Source organism: Streptomyces sp. NPDC001204 (assembly GCF_053598035.1).
In genome coordinates, this window is record NZ_JBSFJL010000017.1 from 147143 (window position 1) to 168832 (window position 21690).

The 21690-nt window shown below is 70.4% G+C and carries 21 protein-coding genes, 1 rRNA gene and 1 riboswitch; of the genes, 8 read left to right on the forward strand and 14 right to left on the reverse strand.

The features are described 5' to 3' along the window. Positions 1-4: 4 nt before the first annotated feature. On the reverse strand, positions 5-94 hold the full coding sequence (gene kdpF, locus ACWC91_RS23480; protein WP_099939674.1) for a K(+)-transporting ATPase subunit F: 90 nt from the start codon (positions 92-94) through the stop codon (positions 5-7). A 317-nt stretch (positions 95-411) separates the two neighbouring features. On the opposite strand from kdpF, the gene ACWC91_RS23485 reads away from it, so the two are divergent. The 3 genes from ACWC91_RS23485 to ACWC91_RS23495 all read left to right on the forward strand — a co-directional run bounded on the left by ACWC91_RS23485 (position 412) and on the right by ACWC91_RS23495 (position 3621). Then, positions 412-969, forward strand: coding sequence for a hypothetical protein (locus ACWC91_RS23485; RefSeq protein ID WP_225079148.1), 558 nt, complete (start codon positions 412-414; stop codon positions 967-969). A 240-nt stretch (positions 970-1209) separates the two neighbouring features. Further along, complete coding sequence (locus ACWC91_RS23490; RefSeq protein ID WP_281155091.1) at positions 1210-3159, forward strand: APC family permease; 1950 nt, start codon at positions 1210-1212, stop codon at positions 3157-3159. Between the two features lie 66 nt (positions 3160-3225). Continuing rightward, entirely contained in the window at positions 3226-3621 is a 396-nt protein-coding gene (locus ACWC91_RS23495) for a TOBE domain-containing protein (RefSeq protein WP_141362976.1), read from the forward strand. 10 nt (positions 3622-3631) lie between these two features. Here the strand turns inward: ACWC91_RS23495 and ACWC91_RS23500 are convergent, their stop codons facing one another. Next, a complete protein-coding gene (locus ACWC91_RS23500; protein ID WP_450642583.1) occupies positions 3632-4093 on the reverse strand; it encodes a molybdopterin-dependent oxidoreductase in 462 nt (153 codons plus the stop codon). A 198-nt stretch (positions 4094-4291) separates the two neighbouring features. Here ACWC91_RS23500 and modA point away from each other — a divergent pair, with 198 nt between their 5' ends. The 4 genes from modA to ACWC91_RS23520 are packed head-to-tail and all read left to right on the forward strand — an operon-like array spanning position 4292 to position 7576. Beyond that, complete coding sequence (modA, locus tag ACWC91_RS23505) at positions 4292-5116, forward strand: molybdate ABC transporter substrate-binding protein (RefSeq protein WP_225079151.1); 825 nt, start codon at positions 4292-4294, stop codon at positions 5114-5116. Next, positions 5113-5955 carry a molybdate ABC transporter permease subunit gene (modB, locus tag ACWC91_RS23510; RefSeq protein WP_374114053.1) on the forward strand — a complete coding sequence of 281 codons (843 nt, stop codon included), beginning with the start codon at positions 5113-5115 and terminating at the stop codon, positions 5953-5955. The genes modA and modB overlap by 4 nt, the downstream gene beginning before the upstream one ends. Before the next feature lie 49 nt (positions 5956-6004). Continuing rightward, on the forward strand, positions 6005-7096 hold the full coding sequence (locus ACWC91_RS23515; RefSeq protein WP_450642581.1) for an ABC transporter ATP-binding protein: 1092 nt from the start codon (positions 6005-6007) through the stop codon (positions 7094-7096). Positions 7097-7156: 60 nt separating this feature from the next. Beyond that, entirely contained in the window at positions 7157-7576 is a 420-nt protein-coding gene (locus ACWC91_RS23520; protein ID WP_401781125.1) for a TOBE domain-containing protein, read from the forward strand. A 101-nt stretch (positions 7577-7677) separates the two neighbouring features. Here ACWC91_RS23520 and gcvP read toward each other — a convergent pair whose 3' ends face one another. Next, positions 7678-10563 (reverse strand): aminomethyl-transferring glycine dehydrogenase, encoded by a 2886-nt coding sequence (gcvP, locus tag ACWC91_RS23525; protein ID WP_225079154.1) that lies wholly within the window; start codon positions 10561-10563, stop codon positions 7678-7680. Positions 10564-10740: 177 nt separating this feature from the next. After that, a riboswitch (glycine riboswitch) is annotated at positions 10741-10835 on the reverse strand. A gap of 114 nt (positions 10836-10949) precedes the next feature. Between gcvP and ACWC91_RS23530 the strand changes: the two genes are divergently transcribed. Further along, positions 10950-11333 (forward strand): PRC-barrel domain-containing protein, encoded by a 384-nt coding sequence (locus ACWC91_RS23530; protein ID WP_225079155.1) that lies wholly within the window; start codon positions 10950-10952, stop codon positions 11331-11333. Here ACWC91_RS23530 and ACWC91_RS23535 read toward each other — a convergent pair. From ACWC91_RS23535 to rrf, 11 genes are all read right to left on the reverse strand, one after another. Next, positions 11243-12691 carry a DNA polymerase IV gene (locus ACWC91_RS23535; RefSeq protein ID WP_450642579.1) on the reverse strand — a complete coding sequence of 483 codons (1449 nt, stop codon included), beginning with the start codon at positions 12689-12691 and terminating at the stop codon, positions 11243-11245. The genes ACWC91_RS23530 and ACWC91_RS23535 overlap by 91 nt on opposite strands. A 151-nt stretch (positions 12692-12842) precedes the next feature. Next, positions 12843-13526, reverse strand: a complete 684-nt coding sequence (locus ACWC91_RS23540; RefSeq protein ID WP_225079157.1) for a MerR family transcriptional regulator — start codon at positions 13524-13526, stop codon at positions 12843-12845. Positions 13527-13717: 191 nt separating this feature from the next. After that, entirely contained in the window at positions 13718-14191 is a 474-nt protein-coding gene (locus tag ACWC91_RS23545; RefSeq protein ID WP_037684412.1) for a bifunctional nuclease family protein, read from the reverse strand. A gap of 82 nt (positions 14192-14273) precedes the next feature. Continuing rightward, positions 14274-15011 (reverse strand): transcriptional regulator FtsR, encoded by a 738-nt coding sequence (ftsR, locus tag ACWC91_RS23550; RefSeq protein ID WP_281155093.1) that lies wholly within the window; start codon positions 15009-15011, stop codon positions 14274-14276. 17 nt (positions 15012-15028) lie between these two features. Next, a complete protein-coding gene (locus tag ACWC91_RS23555) occupies positions 15029-15889 on the reverse strand; it encodes an FHA domain-containing protein (protein ID WP_225079159.1) in 861 nt (286 codons plus the stop codon). Positions 15890-16019: 130 nt separating this feature from the next. Beyond that, positions 16020-16889, reverse strand: coding sequence for a DUF881 domain-containing protein (locus tag ACWC91_RS23560; protein ID WP_225079160.1), 870 nt, complete (start codon positions 16887-16889; stop codon positions 16020-16022). 5 nt (positions 16890-16894) lie between these two features. Then, entirely contained in the window at positions 16895-17227 is a 333-nt protein-coding gene (locus ACWC91_RS23565) for a small basic family protein (protein WP_003988855.1), read from the reverse strand. After that, positions 17224-18120 carry a DUF881 domain-containing protein gene (locus ACWC91_RS23570; protein WP_225079161.1) on the reverse strand — a complete coding sequence of 299 codons (897 nt, stop codon included), beginning with the start codon at positions 18118-18120 and terminating at the stop codon, positions 17224-17226. The genes ACWC91_RS23565 and ACWC91_RS23570 overlap by 4 nt, the downstream gene beginning before the upstream one ends. A gap of 144 nt (positions 18121-18264) precedes the next feature. Then, a complete protein-coding gene (locus tag ACWC91_RS23575) occupies positions 18265-20760 on the reverse strand; it encodes a sugar phosphate nucleotidyltransferase (RefSeq protein ID WP_450642577.1) in 2496 nt (831 codons plus the stop codon). A 117-nt stretch (positions 20761-20877) separates the two neighbouring features. After that, positions 20878-21486 (reverse strand): CDP-alcohol phosphatidyltransferase family protein, encoded by a 609-nt coding sequence (locus tag ACWC91_RS23580; protein ID WP_225079163.1) that lies wholly within the window; start codon positions 21484-21486, stop codon positions 20878-20880. Between the two features lie 109 nt (positions 21487-21595). Further along, positions 21596-21690, reverse strand: a 5S ribosomal RNA gene (rrf, locus tag ACWC91_RS23585); the annotation flags it as partial.

The window sequence follows — 21690 nt, forward strand, 5'->3', positions numbered from 1 at the left end:
CTGCTCAGAACCTCTCCGGGAAGATCAGGGCGAGGACGAGATAGCCCAGCAGGACGACGGCCACGACCAGGCCGACGACGTTCTCGGCGGTCACAGCTTCGTCACCCCCCTGACGGCGAGGGCCACGAGCGCGAACACCGCGAGCGTGATGACGACGAAGGCCACATCGGCCATCGCGAGCTCCTGGAATGAGAGACGAAAGGACATCGACGATTCGAGGAAACGACCTCCTCTGCTCGATTCCGACCACCGTTGACGGCTCCCATACGGCGGCACACCCACCCTTGACGGACCCCTGACGACGCGCCACCCGGCCGCGTCGGCGGAGTGGTGTCAAGAACCGGCCCGGGCGCGTCAGGGGCGTGTCAAGGGCAGGTGCCGAAGCCCTCGGGGGGCTCTAACGTCGAGCACATGGGACACCGCGACGACGAGCGAGCCGGCACCCATCCGGTGCCGCGGGAACCCGGCCGTAAGGCCCGCACCCATCCGTGGGCGCGGGAACTGCGCACCTCGGTCGGCTGCTCCGTGGCGCTGCTCGCCCTGCTGCTCCTGATCGACTGGGGCACCGGCAGCCTCACCTGGTGGCGCGGGGTGCTCTGGTTCACGCTCTCCGTGCTGCTCTTCGTGGTGCTGTGCCCGCCCCGCGTCCGCGCCGGCCGGGGCTGGATCGCCTCTCGGTCGCTGCTGCGCAGCCGCCTGGTCCGTACCGATCTGCTGGTGTCGGTGCGCGCGGTCGACGGTGTCTGCCGGCGGCTGGTGCTGCTGGACTCCCTCGGCGGGCGGGTGGAGCTGGATCCCGAGGTCCTGGTGGACCATCCCGACGTCTGGTACCGCCTCGACGAGGACGCCCGGCACTGTGTGGCGGCGGGCAGGCTCCAGTGCGGGACGGACGAGCTGCGTGACATCTCCGAGCAGGTGGACCGGGAGACCGCTCTGGCGGTGTTCCGGGTCTCGGGACTGGAGTCATGACGCTGGGTGTCCACCCCGGGCTCAGCCACCGGGTCTCCCCCGGACGGCCGAAGGCGCTGTGAAAGCCGCGTGTCCGCTGGTCATGAAGTGACGTCTGGGTCGTCATAGCCGCTTTTGCCAGAAGATTGACGTCTGCTCACCCGGGTACTCGTGAGCCCCTGCGTTACTCTCCGCATACGTTGGTGACCCGTCCGCGTGACGGCCCGGTCCGCACGCGAGCCACACCTCAGGAGCAGGGGCATGGCGACCACCGAGCACCCTCCCAGTCGTCTGCGCGCCTGGATGCTGGAGGGCCTGTCCGACATGGGCAAGGGCATTCAGCAGGCCCCGCACGCCCTGCCGGAGCCCCCGCACAAGGGACAGCGGTGGTGGAGGGTGATGTGCCTGACCGGCGTGGACTACTTCTCGACGCTCGGATACCAGCCGGGCATCGCGGCGCTCGCGGCCGGACTGCTGTCGCCGATCGCCACCCTCGTGCTGGTGCTCGTCACCCTCGCGGGTGCCCTGCCGGTGTACCGCAGGGTGGCGGCGGAGAGCCCGCACGGCGCGGGCTCGATCGCGATGCTGGAGCGGCTGCTGTCGTTCTGGCAGGGCAAGCTGTTCGTGCTGACCCTGCTCGGCTTCGCCGCCACCGACTTCCTGATCACCATGACGCTGTCCGCCGCGGACGCCTCGACCCACCTGGTGGAGAACCCGCATCTGACGGCCGCGCTGCACAGCCACCAGATGCTGATCACGCTCCTGCTCATCGCGCTGCTCGGCGCGGTCTTCCTCAAGGGCTTCGTGGAGGCGATCGGCGTCGCCTTCGCCCTGGTCGGGGTCTATCTCGCGCTGAACGCCGTCGTGGTGGTCGTCGGTCTGGGGCACGTCCTGACCGCCGGTCATGTGGTCACCGACTGGACCGGCGCGCTGACCGCCCAGCACGGCAACGTCTTCCTCATGGTCGGCGTGGCCCTGCTCGTCTTCCCCAAGCTGGCGCTCGGCCTGTCCGGCTTCGAGACCGGTGTCGCCGTCATGCCGCACGTGCGGGGCAACCCGGACGACACCGAGGAACGGCCCACCGGCCGGATCCGGGACACCAGGAAGCTGCTCACCACGGCCGCGCTGATCATGAGCTGCTTCCTGATCGCCACCAGCTTCATCACCACGCTGCTGATCCCGGCGCCGGAGTTCAGGGCCGGCGGCCAGGCCAACGGCCGTGCCCTGGCCTATCTGGCGCACGAGTACCTCGGCAACACCTTCGGCACGGTCTACGACGTCTCGACCATCCTGATCCTGTGGTTCGCGGGCGCCTCCGCGATGGCCGGGCTGCTCAACCTGATGCCGAGGTACCTGCCCCGCTACGGAATGGCCCCGCACTGGGCGCGGGCGGTCCGCCCGATGGTCATCGTCTTCACTCTGATCGGCTTCCTGGTCACCTGGATCTTCGACGCCAACGTCGACAAGCAGGGCGGCGCGTACGCCACGGGCGTGCTCGTGCTGATCAGCTCCGCGGCGATCGCGGTGACCATCGCCGCCCGCAGGGCCGGCCAGCGCAAATGGACCATCGCGTTCGGGGTCATCTCGGCCGTGTTCCTCTACACGACCGTCGTCAATGTCATCGAGCGTCCCGACGGTGTGAAGATCGGCGCCTGCTTCATCGCGGGGATCATCCTGGTCTCGCTGCTGTCGCGGCTCGCGCGTTCCTTCGAGCTGCGGGTGACGAGCGTGACGCTGGACGGCATGGCGGAACGCTTCGTCAGAGACATCGCCAGCCGCAAGATCCGGTTCATCGCCAAGGAGCCCGAACGGCAGGACAAGTCCGAGTACCGCGACAAGATCGAGCAGATCCGCAGCGACAGCGACATCCCGCCCACGGAGGACTTCGTCTTCGTCGAGGTGACGGTCACCGACCCCTCGGAGTTCGAGGCCGGCCTGACCGTGCACGGCGAGGTCAGGCACGACCGCTACCGCGTGCTGGCCCTGGAGTCCGCGTCCGTCCCGAACGCCCTGGCCGCGCTCCTCCTCCACGTCCGGGAGATGACCGGCCGCACCCCGCACATCTACTTCGAGTGGACCGAGGGCAACCCGTTCGCCAACTTCCTGCGCTTCTTCCTCTTCGGCCAGGGCGAGGTCGCGCCGGTCACACGCGAGGTGCTGCGCGAGGCGGAGCCGGACCGCACCAAGCGGCCGCGGGTGCACACCGGCTGAGCCGTGCCCGCGAACGGCCCACCCCCAGGTCGGCCCCGCGCCGCCCGCGGCCCTATCGTGACCGGCATGCAGTCCTACACGATCGGGCAGGCGGCCCGGCTGCTGGGCGTCAGCCCGGACACCGCGCGCCGCTGGGCGGACGCGGGCCGGATGGCCACCCACCGCGACGACAGCGGACGCCGGCTCATCGACGGCCGGGACCTCGCCGCGTTCTCGGTCGAGCTGGCCCGGACCGGCGGCGGCGAGGAGGGCCCCTCGTACACGTCGGCCCGCAACGCCTTCGCCGGCATCGTGACCGCCATCAAACTCGGCGACGTCGCCGCCCAGGTCGAGATCCAGGCCGGACCGCACCGCCTGGTCTCCCTGCTGACCCGGGAGGCCGTGGAGGAACTGGGCCTGGAGGTCGGCATGGAGGCCACCGCCCGCGTGAAGTCGACGAACGTGCACATCGACCGCACGTAGCCGAACGCACTCACCCCCGGGCACGCGCGCGATAGCCGCCGTCCACGCGTATCGCCCGGACACCGCTGACGTACCGCGCGCCGCAGCGGTCCTGCGGCAGGACCAGCTGGGGGCCGGCGCCGTCGAGCCGGGCGCCGTCGATGGTCACCGCGAGCAGGACCGGAGCGTCGGCGAAGTCGGGATCGATCTCGGCCCACGACAGCAGCGCGTGATGCCCGTCGGCGGCCGTGACCGCGATCAGGAAGCGCAGCCGGTCCTTGCGCCGGGCCGGGTCGAAACCGGGCCCCGCCGCGGAGAGCACGTCGTACAGGCGCGGTCCGGTGAACCGGTGGTGCTGCACTCCGCTGGTGGCGCAGTCGAAGGCGACTCCCACCCCGTGCTGCGGCCACCCGAGCAGATCCCGCACGGTCAGCCGGGCCGGGCGGGCGAGGTCGCCGGTCAGGTCGAGCTCCGCGAGCGTCACGGGCACCACCTCCTGAGTGTCCGTACCCGAACGACCGCCTCGTACAAACGCACATGCAAGCCGTGCGTCACGCTTCGCCAGCTCATGCGATGCAACAGGGCCCTTACACCTGGCAATTGCGGCAGTATGATCGCGGCACGACCATATGAGCGGTCGTGGCAGGGCGCGACAGCTTCTTCCGTGCAGAGCCAGAGGAGTAGAACCGTGATGACCCGTTCCACGCGACGGACCAGGATGCTGAAGTCGGGAGTTGCGGGGGCCGCGGCGTTGCTGGCTCTCAGCGCCTGTTCCTCCTCGTCCTCCGACGGTTCGTCCTCGGCCGGGTCCGGCACCTCGGCGTCCGCCGCGCCGAAGCTGTCCGGCACCGTGACCGTCTTCGCCGCCGCCTCGCTGAAGGAGAGCTTCACCACGCTCGGCAAGCAGTTCGAGCAGCAGCACCCGGGCACCAAGGTCACCTTCAACTTCGGCGGCAGCGACAGCCTCGCCGCGAGCATCACCTCCGGTGCCCCCGCCGACGTGTTCGCCGCCGCCAGCGCCAAGACCATGGCGATCGTGACGGACAAGAAGGACGCGGCCGGCACCCCGGTCACCTTCGTCCGCAACCAGCTCGAGATCGCGACCGCGCCGGGCAACCCGGACAAGATCTCCTCGCTGAAGGACCTCACCAGGTCCGGCCTGAAGGTCGTCCTGTGCGACAAGACCGTGCCCTGCGGCGCCGCCGCCCAGAAGGTGCTGGACGCGAGCCGGCTCAAGCTGACCCCGGTCTCCTACGAGCAGGACGTCAAGAGCGCCCTGACCAAGGTCGAGCTGAAGGAGGCCGACGCGGCCCTCGTCTACAAGACCGACGTGAAGGCCGCCGCCGGCAGGGTCCAGGGCGTGGAGTTCCCCGAGTCGGCCGAGGCCGTCAACGACTACCCGATCACCCTGCTCAAGAACGCGCCCAACGCCACCGCGGCCAAGGCGTTCGTCGAGCTGGTGACGTCGGCGGAGGGCCAGGAGGTCCTGACCGGGGCCGGGTTCCTGAAGCCGTGACCGAGATCGACGAGGCCCGCGCCGTGACCCGGAAGAACGGGTCGCGGCGCGGCCGCGCGCTCGGCGGGGCGCCGCTGCCCCTGCTGGTGCCCGCCCTGGTCGGCCTGGCGTTCCTGCTGCTGCCGCTGATCGCGCTGCTGATCCGGGCCCCCTGGCGCAGCCTGCCGGACCAGCTGACCAGCGCCGAGGTGTGGCAGGCACTCCAGTTGTCCCTGGTCAGCGCCACCGCCGCCACCGCCGTCAGCCTGGTGCTCGGTGTCCCGCTGGCCTGGCTGCTGGCCCGTACCGACTTCCCCGGACGTGGATTCGTCCGGGCGCTGGTGACGCTGCCGCTCGTGCTGCCCCCGGTCGTGGGCGGTGTGGCCCTGCTGCTGGCCTTGGGGCGCAACGGTGTCGTCGGGCAGTGGCTGGACTCCTGGTTCGGAATCACACTGCCGTTCACCACGGCCGGAGTCGTGGTCGCGGAGGCGTTCGTGGCCATGCCGTTCCTCGTGATCAGCGTCGAGGGCACGCTGCGGGCCGCCGACCCGCGCTACGAGGAGGCGGCCACCACGCTGGGCGCCTCCCGTTTCACCGCGTTCCGCCGGGTCACCCTGCCGCTGATCGCGCCGGGCATCGCCGCGGGCGCCGTGCTCGCCTGGGCGCGGGCGCTCGGCGAGTTCGGCGCGACGATCACCTTCGCCGGCAACTTCCCCGGCCGTACGCAGACCATGCCGCTGGCCGTCTACCTGGCCCTGCAGAACGACCCGGCGGCGGCGATCGCCCTGAGCCTGGTGCTGCTCGCGGTGTCGATCGCCGTACTGGCGGGTCTGCGGGACCGTTGGATGACGGCCTCCTGATGAATCCGCCGCCGATCCCGACCCGCCCCGTATCCAGGACGTTCATCTCATGACCGACATCGAACGGACCACCGCCGGCGTGCGTGCCGAGGGCGCGCCCGGGGAGGGCCTGGACGCCCGCCTCGTCGTCGACCGCGACGGCTTCCGCCTCGACGTCCCGCTCACCGCCGCCCCCGGCGACGTGGTGGCGCTGCTCGGCCCGAACGGCGCCGGGAAGACGACGGCTCTGCGCGCGCTGGCGGGCCTGGTCCCGCTCGCCGGCGGCCATCTGCGCCTGGACGGCGCCGCGCTGGACCGCACACCGCCCGAGGCACGCCCGGTCGGCGTGGTCTTCCAGGACTACCTGCTGTTCCCGCACCTGTCGGCCCTGGACAACGTGGCGTTCGGGCCGCGCTGCCGGGGCGCGTCGAAGGCCGAGGCCCGGGCGCAGGCAGCGCGGTGGCTGGACCGGATGGGGCTGGCCGACCACACGGGGGCCAAGCCCCGCCGTCTCTCCGGCGGCCAGGCGCAGCGCGTGGCGCTGGCCCGCGCCCTGGCCACCGGGCCCCGGCTGCTGCTGCTCGACGAACCGCTCGCCGCGCTCGACGCCCGTACCCGGTTGGAGGTCCGCGCCCAGCTGCGCCGGCACCTCGCCGAGTTCGAGGCCGTCGCCGTCCTGGTCACCCACGACCCGCTGGACGCGATGGTGCTGGCCGACCGGCTCGTCGTCGTCGAGCACGGCCGTGTCGTCCAGGAGGGCACCCCGTCGGAGATCGCCCGCCGTCCGCGCACCGACTACGTCGCACAGCTCGTGGGCCTGAACCTCTACCGCGGGGAGGCCGAGGGCCACACCGTCCGCCTCGCGACCGGTCCCGCCGTCACCACCACCGAGGACCTGACGGGAGCGGTCTTCGTGGCCTTCCCGCCGAGTGCGGTCACCCTCCACCGGGACCGCCCCTCGAGCTCCAGCGCGCGCAACCTGTGGCGCTGCGAGGTCGCCGGCCTGGAGACCCACGGCGACCAGATCCGCGCCGACCTGACCGGCGAACTCGCCCTCACCGCGGACCTGACCACGGTCGCGGCCGCCGAGCTGGACCTGCACCCGGGCGCGGCGGTCTGGGCGAGCGTCAAGGCGACGCAGACCCACGCCTACCCGGCCTGAGGCACCGGCCGCCCTACGGTGGGTGATCACCACATCCGCCACCCACCGCGAGGCACGCCCATGAGCCTGAGCATGCGCAACCAGTTGCCCGGCACGGTCACCACCGTCACCCCCGGCGAGGCCATGGCCCTCGTTCACGTGCGACTGGACGGAGGCGGACAGCTCACGTCCGCGATCACCAGGGACGCCGTCGAGGACCTGCGCCTGACCGAGGGCAGCGCCGTACGCGCCCTGGTGAAGTCGACGGAGGTGTCCCTGGCCACCGGGCCGGTCGAGGGCCTGTCGATCCGCAACCGGCTGCCGGGCACCGTCACCGGGATCGCCCTCGGCGCGGCCATGGCGTCCGTCCGGGTCGAGGTGGAGGGCGGCGAGCTGACCGCCGCGATCACCAGGGACGCCGCCACGGAACTCGGCCTGGCGGCGGGCACACACGTCACCGCCCTGATCAAGTCGACCGAGGTCGCCCTGGCCACCGTGTGACACGGCTGGGGGTCTTTCGTTCGGATCACCCGGGCATGATCCGAACGCAAGAAAACCCAGGGCTCCCGCCCGGGTCGGACGGGAGCCCGTGAGCCGCTCGATCAGTCCTCGTACGCGTCCAGCGGCGGGCAGGAGCAGACGAGGTTGCGGTCGCCGAAGGCCTGGTCGATGCGGCGCACCGGCGGCCAGTACTTGTCGGCCACCGAGACCCCGGCCGGGAAGACGGCCTCCTCACGGGTGTAGCCGTGCTGCCACTCCCCGCCGAGCGCGGCGGCGGTGTGCGGGGCGCCGTGCAGCGGGTTGTCGTCCGCGGGCCACTGGCCGGAACCGACCTTCTCGATCTCGGCGCGGATCGCGATCATCGCATCGCAGAACCGGTCCAGCTCGGCCAGGTCCTCGGACTCGGTCGGCTCGATCATCAGCGTGCCGGCCACCGGGAACGACATCGTCGGCGCGTGGAAGCCGTAGTCGATCAGCCGCTTGGCCACGTCGTCCACGGTCACCCCGGTCGCCTTGGTCAGCGGGCGCAGGTCGATGATGCACTCGTGGGCGACCAGGCCGCCGGGACCGGTGTAGAGCACCGGGTAGTGCGGCTCGAGGCGCTTGGCGACGTAGTTGGCGCTGAGCACGGCGACCTGCGTGGCCCGCTTGAGGCCCTCGCCGCCCATCAGGCGGACGTAGGCCCAGGAGATCGGCAGGATGCCGGCCGAGCCCCACGGCGCGGCCGAGATCGGACCGACTCCGGTCTCCGGGCCGGCGTCGGGCTGGAGCGGGTGGTTGGGCAGGTACGGCGCCAGGTGGGCGCGCACGCCGACCGGGCCGACGCCGGGACCGCCGCCGCCGTGCGGGATGCAGAACGTCTTGTGCAGGTTCAGGTGGGAGACGTCGCCGCCGAAGTGACCCGGCTTGGCGAGGCCCACCAGGGCGTTGAGGTTGGCGCCGTCGACGTACACCTGGCCGCCGGCCTCGTGGACCTGCGCGCAGATGTCGGCGACGTGCTCCTCGAACACGCCGTGCGTGGACGGGTAGGTGATCATCAGCACGGCCAGCTGCTCGCGGTACTGCTCGATCTTCGCCCGCAGGTCCTCGACGTCGACCTCGCCGTCCTCGGCGGTCTTGACGACGACGACCTTCATTCCGGCCATCACGGCGCTGGCGGCGTTGGTGCCGTGCGCGGAGGACGGGATGAGGCAGATGGTGCGCTGCTCGTCGCCGTTGGCACGGTGGTAGCCGCGCACGGCGAGCAGACCGGCCAGCTCGCCCTGGGAACCGGCGTTCGGCTGAAGGGAGACCTTGTCGTAGCCGGTGACCTCGGCGAGACGTTCCTCCAGCTCGCGGATGAGGGTGAGGTAGCCCTGCGCCTGCTCGGCGGGAACGAAGGGGTGCAGCTGCCCGAACTCCGGCCAGGTGACCGGCTCCATCTCGGTCGTCGCGTTGAGCTTCATGGTGCACGAGCCCAGCGGGATCATGCCGCGGTCGAGGGCGTAGTCGCGGTCGGCCAGCCGGCGCAGGTAACGCAGCATCGCGGTCTCGGACCGGTACTGGTGGAAGACGGGGTGGGTGAGGTAGGCGTCGTCGCGCAGCAGCGCCCCGGGCAGCGCGTCCTCGGCGGCCGCGTCCAGCGCCTCGATGTCGCCCCCGACGCCGAAGGCGGCCCACACGGCGCGCAGCCGGTCCCGGGTGGTGGTCTCGTCGCAGGCGAGCGAGACGTGGTCGGCGTCGACCAGGCGCAGGTTCACGCCGCCCTCGCGGGCCGCGGCGACGACCTCGGCGGCACGCCCCTCCGCCTTGACGGTCAGCGTGTCGAAGTACGCGCCGTGCACGATCTCGAAGCCGCCGGCCTCGAGGCCCTCGGCGAGGACCGTGGCATAGCGGTGGGTGCGCAGAGCGATGTCCCGCAGGCCCTCGGGGCCGTGGTAGACCGCGTACATGCCGGCCATGACGGCGAGCAGCACCTGGGCGGTGCAGATGTTGCTGGTGGCCTTCTCGCGGCGGATGTGCTGCTCACGGGTCTGCAGGGCGAGGCGGTAGGCCTTGTTGCCGTCGGCGTCGACGGAGACACCGACCAGGCGGCCGGGCAGGCTGCGCGCGAACTTCTCGTGCACCGCCATGTAGCCGGCGTGCGGGCCGCCGAAGCCCATCGGCACGCCGAAGCGCTGGGTGGTGCCGACGGCGATGTCCGCGCCCAGCTCGCCGGGCGACTTCAGCAGGGTGAGCGCGAGCAGGTCGGCGGCGACGGTGACCAGGGCGCCCAGCTCGTGCGCCTGGTCGATGACGGGCTTGAGGTCGCGCACGGCGCCGGAGGTGCCCGGGTACTGGAGGAGCACACCGTTGATCTCGCGCTCGGCGATCTCGGCGGGGATGCCCGCGCCGAGGTCGGCGACGACGACCTCGACGCCGGTCGGCTCGGCGCGGGTCTCGATGACGGCGATGGTCTGCGGCAGCGCGTCCGCGTCGACCAGGAACAGGCCCTTCTTGTTCTTGCCCATGCGCCGGGACAGCGCCATGGCCTCGGCGGCGGCGGTGCCCTCGTCGAGCAGCGACGCGCCGGAGGTCGGCAGACCGGTCAGTTCGGCGACCACGGTCTGGAAGTTCAGCAGCGCCTCCAGCCGGCCCTGGGAGATCTCCGGCTGGTAGGGGGTGTAGGCGGTGTACCAGGCCGGGTTCTCCATGACGTTGCGCAGGATGACCGGCGGGGTGAAGGTCCCGTAGTAGCCGAGTCCGATCATCGAGCCGAGGACCTGGTTGCGGTCGGCCAGGGAGCGCAGCTCGGCCAGCACCTCGGCCTCGGTGCGGGCGCCGGGCAGGTCGAGCGCGTCGGCGTTCTTGATCACATCGGGCACCGCGGCGGCGGTGAGCTCGTCGAGCGAGCCGTAGCCGACCTGCGCGAGCATCTTGGCCCGCGCCTCCTGGTCGGGCCCGATGTGGCGCTGTTCGAAGGGGATGCCCTGTTCGAGCTCGGAGAGCGGAATGCGCTGGGCGGTCATTGCGGAGGCCTCCTGGTCTGACACGACCTTCGAGGGACACCACGGCACAGGTGCCCCGACGGCCTCCCCCTCTGTCATCTCAACCTGAGAGTTTCACCGGGCCGCCCGAGGGGCTCCCGGTTTTCACCGTCGGTGAGAGCGGAAGCCGTCGACACCCGCTCTGCTTTCCAGAGTGACCTCGTCCGTGCGGTACGTGGGCCTGAGAGATTCCGGGGAGGATTTGCTCCTTCGGCGCCCCCGGTGGTACCGGAGGGCTCTCCCGCACGGGGTCAGCAGCCGGTGCCAGCCTACCAGCGGGGCAGCCGCACGGGTCTTCGAGTGGCCGCCTTGCTGAATGTGCTCTTTTGTAGTGGTTACGGATGAGTTGCGACCACGTGGAGGGACCAGTGCAGACGGAGATCGATCCGCGCAACCTGATCGGCCGCAAGGCGTTCGACCGCAGCGGCCACAAGATCGGCACGGTGGACGAGGTCTACCTCGACGACGCGACCGGTGTGCCGGAGTGGGCGGCCATACGCACCGGCTTGTTCTCCCGGGACGCCTTCGTCCCCCTGGAACCCAGCGAACTGGTCGAAGGCGCCCTGCACGTCCCCTTCGACCGCGCACTGATCAAGGAGGCCCCCGACTTCGGCGTGGGCCGCCATCTGTCCCCCGAGCAGGAACTGCAGCTCTACCACCACTACGGCCTCGACGTGGCCCCTCCACCGACCGTTCCGGACCACCACTTCGGCAAGCTGGCAGGCTCCGGCTCGGGTCCGGACGAAGGCTGAGCCTGAGGAACCGGCGGGACGGGAGGAACCAGAGGAACCAGAGGGAGGGGTTCGGCCGGTTCCAGGTCCGGGTCGTCCATGAGGAGGGTGCGAACCCGGCCCGGCGCGGAGTCAGGAGTCTCGAAGCGCACGGTGACGCGGCCGAGGCCGCTGCCCTGTACCCATCCGTGGCCGTACTCGGCGTGCCGTACGTCGTGGCCCGCCGGCCACCGCCGCTCGGTGGGTGCCGGCTGCCGCTCGGCGGGTTCCTCCGGCCGCTCCTCGGCCGGGCTCTGCGCCTGCGCGCCCGCGGCCTGCGCGAACAGGTCCTCCTGGGTGTAGTCGGCGAGCCCGGACACGCCCACGCCGAGCAGCCGTACGCCGCCCGTGGTGTCCACGGAGTCCAGCAGCCGGGCGGCCGCCTCCCGTATCACCGCGGAGTCGTCGGTGGGCCCGCGCAGGGTCTCGGAGCGGGTCAGGGTGGAGAAGTCGTAGCGGCGCACCTTCAGCACGATGGTGCGCCCCGAAAGACCGGCCCCGCGCAGCCTCCCCACGCACCGGTCGGCGAGCCGCTGCACCTCCAGAGCCACCCGGAGGCGGTCGTGGATGTCCACGTCGTAGGTGTCCTCGACGGACACCGACTTCGTCTCGCGCTCGGCGACGACGGGACGGTCGTCCTGGGCCAGCGCCATCGCGTACAGCGCGTGCCCGTGCGCCTTGCCGAGCAGCCGTACGAGCTCGTCCTCGCCGGCCTCGGCGATCTCCTCGACGGTGTGGATCCCGGCCCGCCGCAGATGGTCGCCCGTGGCCGGGCCCACGCCCGGCAGGGTCCGCACGGACAGCGGACCGAGCAGGGCCCGCTCGGTGCCGGGCTCGATGAGCACCAGGCCGTCGGGCTTGGCCTGCTCGGAGCCGATCTTGGCGAGCATCTTGGAGGCGGCGAGCCCCACGGACCCCGTGAGCCCCGTGACGGCCCGGATATCGGCACGCAGCCTCGCCCCCGCCAGCCGGGCTGATTCCGCGTCCCTGGCGGCTCCCCCGGCCTCCAGGTCCACGAACGCCTCGTCCAGGCTCAGCGGCTCCACCAGCGGCGACAGCGCCCGCAGCAGGCCCATCACCCGCTCGCTGATGGAGCGGTAGAAGGAGAAGCGCGGCACGAGGTACGCGGCGTTCGGCGCCAGCCGCCGCGCCTGGGCCATCGGCATCGCGGAGTGGACGCCGAAGACGCGCGCCTCGTACGACGCCGTGGCCACCACGCCGCGCGGTCCCAGCCCGCCCACGACCACGGCCTTCCCGCGCAGGCTCGGCTTGGACGCCTGCTCCGCGGAGGCGAAGAAGGCATCCATGTCGAGATGGAGGATCGTGGGTGCGGTTCTCACATCTACGATGCTGCACCACGCCACTGACAACGCACCGGTTCCGGCGGCACCCGTACGGCCTCTCGAAGCCGGTCCGGGGGCCGAGCGGGCTGATCGGGCCCATGGGGGCCAGGTCAGTGGCCGCAACGACCGGAGCCGGCCGAGGGGGCGCTCAGACGGCCCGGTTGCGCCGCCGGGCGAGTTCGTCGCCCGGATTGTGCCCCACGAGCGTCTCCCCGGTGTCGATGCGCTCACCGTGCAGCTGCGACAGCGCGCTCTCCACATCGCGCCACACCACGCCGACGGCGATGCCGAAGATTCCCTGGCCCCCCTGGAGCAGTGCGTGCACCTCGTCGGGCGACGTGCACTCGTACACCGTGGCACCGTCGCTCATCAGCGTCATCCGCTCCAGGTCACGCAGACCGCACTCGCGCAGGTGCTGGACGGCGCTACGGATGTTCTGCAGCGACACGCCGGTGTCGAGGAACCTCTTGACGATCTTCAGGACGACGACGTCCCGGAAGCTGTAGAGACGTTGAGTGCCGGACCCGTGGGCGGGACGCACGCTCGGCTCGACCAGCCCGGTGCGCGCCCAGTAGTCCAGTTGCCGGTAGGTGATGCCGGCGGCCGCGCAGGCCGTCGGACCGCGGTAGCCGATCTGCTCGGTAGCCATGGCCGCCGCCCCTCCGCTGCTCGGCACCGCCGTCGGTCGCTGCGGAGCACGACCGGCCACGCCCCCTCCAGGGGGATACCCCCCGCTCGGTCGGAGCCGAGAGCTCGGGGGAGGGTACGGACCGCTTCCCCCGGCATTGCGTCCGGGGGCACCCCCAGCCGTACCGTCGCCGCTGCTTCTCACGCCGACCTCCGTCCTTGACCTGCCTCCTCGACGGTAGGCAGTCACCAGGGGTGCGTCAACGATCGCCACACTCGGCACGCCGAGTGATAATCACCCTAAGAGTGGTTTCGCGTACCCCATCGCCGGGAAAGGCTATCCGAATGCCTCGGGGGGAGGCCGCGGGACGGTCTCCCTTGGCTCCTACGGGCGCTTCACTGGCTGCTGGTGCCGAAGTCCTCCGGCGAGATCTGGTCGAGGAACTCGCGGAACTTCTCCACCTCGTCCTCCTGCTCGTCCGGGATCGCGATGCCCGCGTCGTCGAGCACCGTGTCGCTGCCGAAGATCGGCGTCCCGGTACGCAGGGCCAGCGCTATGGCGTCGGACGGCCGGGCGCTCACCTCGACACCGCTGGCGAACACCAGCTCGGCGTAGAAGACGCCTTCACGCAGGTCCGTGATGCGCACTTCCGTGAGTTCCTGGCCGACCGCTTCCAGCACGTCCTTGAACAGGTCGTGGGTCAGCGGCCGCGCAGGGGCCATGCCCTGTTGGGCGAAGGCGATCGCCGTCGCCTCCCCTGGCCCGATCCAGATGGGGAGGTAACGGTCGCCTCCCACTTCACGCAGGAGCACGATCGGCTGGTTGGAGGGCATCTCGACCCGGACACCTACGACATCGAGCTCGTTCACACAGCAACCCTAGGCGGTGCCCCGACCGTTTGGGTAGTCGGGCCGGTCATGGGAGGAGGATCCGGCCGCCTCCCCGGCCCGCTCACGGCAGCCGCACCCCCAGCGCGGCCTGGACCAGCACCGTGTGCAGCCGCACCGTGAGTTCCGCGAGCTCCTTGGCGCGGGCCTCCGCATGTGCCCTGGTCTGCGGGTTGCGGTGCCGCTTGAGCGGCGCCACCACCTGGTCGACGAGCCCGGCCTCGCGGTCGGCCGCCGCCTTCATCACCCGCAGGTGCCGGGGCTCGATCCCGAAACGCCCCAGCTCGGAGACGAGCGAGGCCACGGTCACCGACTCGGTGCCGTAGGCCCCGTCCGCCAACGGAGTGAGCAGCCCGTACGACTCCCACTCCCGCAGCTCCCCCTCCTCGATGCCGGCGGCGGCGAGCAGCTCGGCCCGCCCGATCCGGGCCCCCGTGGGCGCCTCGGCCGGCGTCGGCACGGCCGCGCCGTCACGCTGCCGGCCGACCGCCGGCAGGTGGACCGCCTCGCCGCGCTCCATGGCGTCCAGGTACTCGCGGATCACCTTCAACGGCAGGTAGTGGTCCCGCTGCATCCGCAGGACCAGGGCCAGCCGCTCGACGTCGTCGGTGCTGAACTTGCGGTACCCCGAGGGGGTGCGCCGCGGCTCGACGAGCCCCTCCGACTCCAGGAAACGGATCTTGGAGACGGTGACCTCGGGGAACTCGTCGCGCAGCACGTTCAGCACCGTGCCGATGCTCTTCAGCCCACTGTCCGTGGCGGCGGCGCCGTGCCCGGCGCCGCCGCTCGGTGATTGGCGCATGGACCTTCCCTGACAGGTCAGACGCCCTGTCGGCTCGAGTGGAAGACCAGCCGGTACTTGCCGATCTGCACCTCGTCACCGTTGGACAGAGCGACCTGGTCGATCGGCTCCCGGTTGACGTACGTGCCGTTCAGACTGCCGACGTCGGCCACCGTGAACGAGCCGTCCGGGCTGCGGCGGAACTCCACATGGCGACGCGAGACCGTCACGTCGTCCAGGAAGATGTCGCTCTGCGGATGACGCCCCGCCGTGGTCAGCTCGCCGTCCAGGAGGAAGCGGCTGCCGGAGTTCGGGCCTCGGCGCACCACCAGCAGGGCCGAGCCCAGCGGCAGCGCGTCGACGGCCGCCTGCGCCTCCGGAGAGAGCATCGGCGTCTGACCGGTGGCCTCGGCGTCGTAGGCCTCGAGACCGGAGATCGAGATCGTCGAGGTCGTCTCCGACGACCGCTCCGGCGTCGCACCGGGCCGCAGCGGCGCACCGCAGTTGGAGCAGAAGCGGCTGTTCTGCGCGTTGCGGTTACCGCACCTCGTACACACCAGGACCGACATGGACGGATCCTCCTGCCGCGGCTGCCCCGCGGGGGCATCGGACGCGTACGGGCCGGCGGCGAACCCTCCAGCCGTACCTGAGGTCGACGGTTGCCCGAAACCTATGCCGCCCGACTGGGCAGGGTCAACCGACGACGCGTCCTGACCGGCCACCTGGTCCCTGAACAGCGGACGCTGGCCCTCGGCGTCAGGCTGTGCGCGATGACGGGCGGTCGCGTTCTCGCCGCCCTCTCGCGCGCTCTTGCCGAACAACTTCGCAAACAACTTCACGGGCGATTCCCCTTGACCGAAACAGACCCGCCCGTGGGGCAGGACGAACCCTGACTGCATACACCGGTCGACCCGGACATCTTCACAACGTCCATATCCACCAGACAGTTTCCACCACGCACCACCCAATCGATGCGCCGACCCCCCGCAACCTCATGCCCCTGCCGGACGAACGCCATGCACCGCCGGTTCACCGCGAGGACGACCGAGCGTAGTCAGGCCTCTTCGCCGCCCGCAAGGCGTCCACGACGATCTTGTCCGAACGGTCGATGGTCACGGTGGCCTGCTCCTTCTCCAGGGTCTGCACCACGCCTCCAGGAATGTTGAGCGCCGGTTCGAGGTCCTGCGGCTTGCCGATGACCTTGAAACGATACGGGGCGTTGATCTTGTTCCCGTCGACGTCCACGCTCTTGCCGGAGTCGGTGACATAAGTGTTCGCGACCACACGTACACCGTTCACCTCGATCGCCTCCGCACCGGCCGCGCGCAGCTCCTGTATCGCGTCGAGCAGCATGTCCGCCCGGACCGTCCCCTTCGTGTCCTCGACCGTCACCGTGATGCCGGGTCCCTGCGCGGCCACCGTGCCCGCGAGGATGCCGAGTTGCTGCTCCTTCTCGGCCGTCTGCCTGCGGGCCTCCTCGGCCTGGTCCGAGCTGTTCTCCAGCTCCTGGCGCTGCTTCTCCAGACCCTGCTTCTCGTCTTCAAGACGCTGAGTACGGTCGTCCAGTTCATCGAGGATGCGGACGAGATCCTCCTGCCGCGCGCCGCGCAGCGCGTTGTCGCCGCTGCTGTTCGAGGCGACCTGGACAGCGAGTCCGAAGCCGAGGCCGAACAGCAGCAGGGCAACGACGAGTTGGGCCCGGGTGAAGCGCGGCGGCCACAGCCCCTGGGCCAGCCGCTGGCGGCCGGTCAGCGCGGGCTCGGAACTCTCCTCGGCGCCGGGACCCTCACCGGCGGCCGCCTGCGCGGGCACCTCCTCGGGCAACTCCTGGCGCAGCCGCTGCTGCTCGGGCCGGGTGTCCTGCTGCCCGTTCCCGGGCTGCTCGTCCTGGTGGCTCATGATTCTCACGCCCGGAACACGTGCCGTCGGATCGCCGCGGCGTTGGAGAAGATGCGGATACCGAGGACGACCACGACACCCGTGGACAGCTGGGCGCCCACGCCCAACTTGTCGCCCAGGAAGACGATCAGCGCGGCCACGACCACGTTGGACAGGAACGACACGACGAAGACCTTGTCGTCGAAGATGCCGTCCAGCATGGCCCGCAGGCCGCCGAAGACGGCGTCCAGCGCCGCGACGACGGCGATCGGCAGATAAGGCTCGACGACCGCCGGAACCTCCGGCCGGACCAACAGGCCGGCCACCACTCCCACGACGAGGCCCAGTACGGCGATCACGATGTGCCCTTCTCAGTGCTCGGCTGTGCTGTACGTACGATCACACTCGGTGCGGCGGCCAGCCGGAGGTCGCTCTCCACGGAGATGCTGCTCCGGATGCCGTAGTTGTCCTTCAGGGCCTGGAGGTACAGCCCGTCGGGGCTGTCCTGGAACCGGGCGCTCAGCCGTTTCCCCTCGCCCACGGCGAGCACCGTGTACGGCGGCACCAGCGGCTTGTTGTCGACCAGTATCGCGTCACCCGCGGCCCTGATCGCCGACAGGGCCGTCAGCCGCTGCCCGTTGATGGAGACTGCTTCGGCACCCGACTGCCACAGCCCGTTCACCACCCGCTGCATGTCCCGGTCCCGGACCCGGCCGGTGTCGGAGAAACCCGACGTCCCTCGCGGATTGCCGCCGCCGCTCGTGCCGGCCTCCTTGGCGTCGTCCACCACGAGCCTCATACCGGGGCCGTACACCTCGCTGGCGCCCGCCAGCATGCTCACCAGGTCGGCCTGCGGGTTGCCGCCGGTGTGCCGCAGCGCCTCGCGCTGCCGCGCGTTCACGTCGTCCCTCAGCTTGTCGACGGCGCCCTCGAGCTCGTCGGCCGCCGCGGTCTCCTTGTCGATGCGGTCGATCAGCTCCTGGCGCTCCTTGGCGACGACCGGGGCCGCCACACGGGCCTGTGCCGCTCCCACGGTCACCACGAGACCGGCCAGCACCAGCCCGCCCGCCAGACCGAGCTTCGCCCGGACGGTTTTCGGCATGCCGCTCTCGCCCGCGGCCTTCTTCCGAGCGGCGGACTCGGCGTAACCGTCGTCGAGGCTGTGGTCCATGACGTTGGTGATCAACGACATGGAGGCGTCCGGTCGGGAGGGCCGCGCGGGGTTGCTCCGAATGGGGGGTTGCTGCGGCATGCCGCACATCGTCGCACGACGTGGCCGTGACCTCCGAATGGCCCCACCGGCGTGCCGGACAGGCCCCCTTGGGGGACACTTGTCCGGCACGCGTGCGTGCTGTCCGTTTTACCGGCCGGCGCCCTGTTCCACGGCCCTGGCGTCCTACCGGCCGGCGCTGTCCACGACCGCCGCCCACTCGTCCAGCAGCGTCTGGGCGGAGGCGTCGTCGGGCCCCTCGGCCCACAGATGCGTGACCGCTTCGGCGGGGTCGGGCAGGACCATCACCCAGCGGCCGTCGGTCTCCACCACCCGCACACCGTCCGTGGTGTCCACGAAGCGGTCTCCGGCCGCCTCGACGACCCGGCGCATCACCAGGCCCTTGACGGCCCACGGCGTCGCCAGATCGCGCTTCAGGACGTGCGCCCGCGGGATCCGGGCGTCGATCTGGCTCAGGGTGAGCTGGGTGCGCGCGACCAGCCCGATGAGCCGCACGAAGGCCGCCGTGCCGTCGTAGACACTGCTGAACTCCGGGACGATGAACCCGCCCTTGCCGTCGCCGCCGAAGGTCGTCCCCTCCTCGCCGCCGACCCGTGTGAGGTCGTCGGGCGAGGTCGTCGTCCACTCCACCTGGGTGCCGTGGTAGGCGGCCACCTGCTCGGCGATCCGAGTGGTCGTGACGGGCAGCGCCACCCGGCCGCTGCGCCGCTCGGCCGCGATGAGGTCGAGCATCACCAGCAGCGCCCGGTCGTCCTCGATGATGCGGCCCCTCTCGTCGACGAGCGACAGCCGCTCGCCCACCGGGTCGAACCGCACTCCGAACGCGGCCCCGGAGGACGCCACGATCTCGCCGAGCCGCACCAGACCCGAGCGCCGCATGTCGGCGGTCTCCGTCGGCCGGGCCTCGTTCAGCCCGGGGTTGATCGTCAGCGAGTCCACCCCGAGCTTGCCGAGCAGGCTGGGCAGCACGAGTCCGGCGCTGCCGTTCGACGCGTCCACGACGACCTTGAGCCCCGACTCGGCGATCCCGGTGGTGTCGACGTTGCGCAGCAGCGACCCGGTGTACGAGTCGAAGACGCTGGACGGGAAGTACAGGTCACCGATCTCGCCGGGGAACGCACGCCGGTACTCCTGGCGCGCGAAGACCCGGTCCAGCTTGCGCTGGCTGCCCTGCGACAGGTCGGCGCCCTGTCCGTCGAAGAACATGATGTCGACCGAGTCGGGCACCCCGGGCGTGGTCCGGATCATGATGCCGCCCGCGCTGCCCCGCGCGGTCTGCTGCCGCGCGACCGGCAGCGGCACGTTCTCCAGGTCCCGCACGTCGATGGCGCTGGCCTGGAGGGCCGAGATCACCGCCCGCTTGAGCGCGCGGGCACCCCGGGAGTGGTCGCGGGCCGTGGTGACCGTGGAGCCCTTCTTGAGCGTGGTCGCGTAGGCGCCGGCGAGCCGTACGGCGAGCTCCGGGGTGATCTCCACGTTCAGGATCCCGGACACTCCGCGGGCCCCGAAGAGGTGCGCCTGGCCCCGCGACTCCCAGATCACCGAGGTGTTGACGAAGGCGCCGGCCTCGATGGTCTTGAACGGGTACACCCGCACGTTGCCCTGCACGATCGATTCTTCACCGATCAGGCACTCGTCACCGATGACCGCGCCGTCCTCGATCCGCGCCGCGCGCATGATGTCGGTGTTCTTGCCGACGACACAGCCACGCAGGTTGCTGTGCTGGCCTATGTACACGTTGTCGTGCACGACGGCTTTGTGCAGGAAGGCCCCGCTCTTCACGACGACGTTGGAGCCGACGACGGTGTGCTCGCGGATCTCGGCGCCGGCCTCCACCTTGGCGTAGTCGCCGATGTAGAGCGGCCCGCGCAGCACGGCGTCCGGGTGCACCTCGGCGCCCTCGGCGACCCAGACTCCCGGGGAGATCTCGAAGCCGTCGATCTCGACGTCGACCTTGCCCTCCAGGACGTCGGCCTGCGCCTTCACATAGCTCTCGTGGGTGCCGACGTCCTCCCAGTAGCCCTCGGCGATATAGCCGTAAATCGGCTTGCCTTCCTTCATCAGTTGCGGGAAGACATCGCCGGACCAGTCGACCGGAACGTCGGGGTCGACATAGTTGAACACCTCGGGCTCCATCACGTAGATGCCCGTGTTCACGGTGTCGGAGAAGACCTGGCCCCAGGTCGGCTTCTCCAGGAAGCGCTCGACCTTGCCCTCTTCGTCGACGATGGTGATACCGAATTCCAGCGGATTGGGCACGCGCGTGAGACACACGGTCACCATCGCGCCCTTTTCCTTGTGGAATTCGATCAGCCGGGTGAGGTCGAAGTCGGTCAGGGCATCACCGGAGATGACGAGGAACGCGTCGTCCTTCAACGCCTCCTCGGCGTTCTTGACGCTGCCGGCGGTTCCGAGTGGCTTCTCCTCGTTGGCATAGGTGAGCTCCATTCCGAGCTCTTCACCATCACCAAAGTAGTTCTTGACCAACGAGGCCAGGAACTGGACTGTGACGACGGTCTCATTCAGCCCATGCCTTTTGAGCAGCCTCAGCACATGCTCCATGATCGGCCGGTTGGCCACTGGCAGGAGCGGCTTGGGCATGCTCGAGGTCATCGGACGAAGGCGCGTGCCTTCGCCTCCGGCCATCACGACGGCCTTCATGTCGGAAGCGTCCTCCTCCAAGAGACGACGATCTAGCCGACTGCACCCGTCCTGATTGTCCCGCACTTTTCCCAGGCGGGCCATCGGAGTCCCCGCGGCTGCCTCGATGAGGGGAAGTCAGTCGGCCGTGGCGTCCGCACGGACCAGACGGCGGACTTGTACCACGTAGAGGACTCCTGCCCACCAATAGAGCGTTGTACCCCATCCCGCGAACGCCCATCCGAAAATGGCCGCGAGTGACGCGATCCATCCGCTGCCGTCACTGAGCAGCAACAAGGGGAACGCATACATCAGGTTGAACGTCGCCGCCTTCCCCAGGAAGTTCACCTGCGGCGGCGGGTAGCCATGTCGCCTGAGGACACCCACGGCCACCAGGAGCATCAATTCCCGTGCCACGAGAAGAGCGGTCAGCCACAGCGGCAGAATCTCGCGCCAGGTGAGACCGAGGAGGGTGGAGAGAACGTACAGCCGGTCGGCGGCGGGGTCGAGCAGCCGGCCGAGGCTGCTGACCTGGTTCCACCGTCGTGCGAGCTTGCCGTCGAGGTAGTCGCTGACCCCGCTCAACGCCAGCACCAGCAGTGCCCAGCCATCACTCTTGGGGCCACCGAACTCCGGCCGGAGAATCAGCCACAGGAAGAGGGGTACGCCGACGAGCCGCGCCATGCTGAGGATGTTCGGGATGGTGAGGACCCGGTCCGTCTGAACACGGGTCTCCTGGACCTCCACCCGGGGGCCTCCTGTGGGAAAGATACCGACGATGCCTCCTGACTTTACCCCAACGCAAAAAAGCTCCGGCCCCCGGGCTGTTTGCCCAGGAGCCGGAGCTCTAAAGGTAGTTCGGCGGCGTCCTACTCTCCCACAGGGTCCCCCCTGCAGTACCATCGGCGCTGTGAGGCTTAGCTTCCGGGTTCGGAATGTAACCGGGCGTTT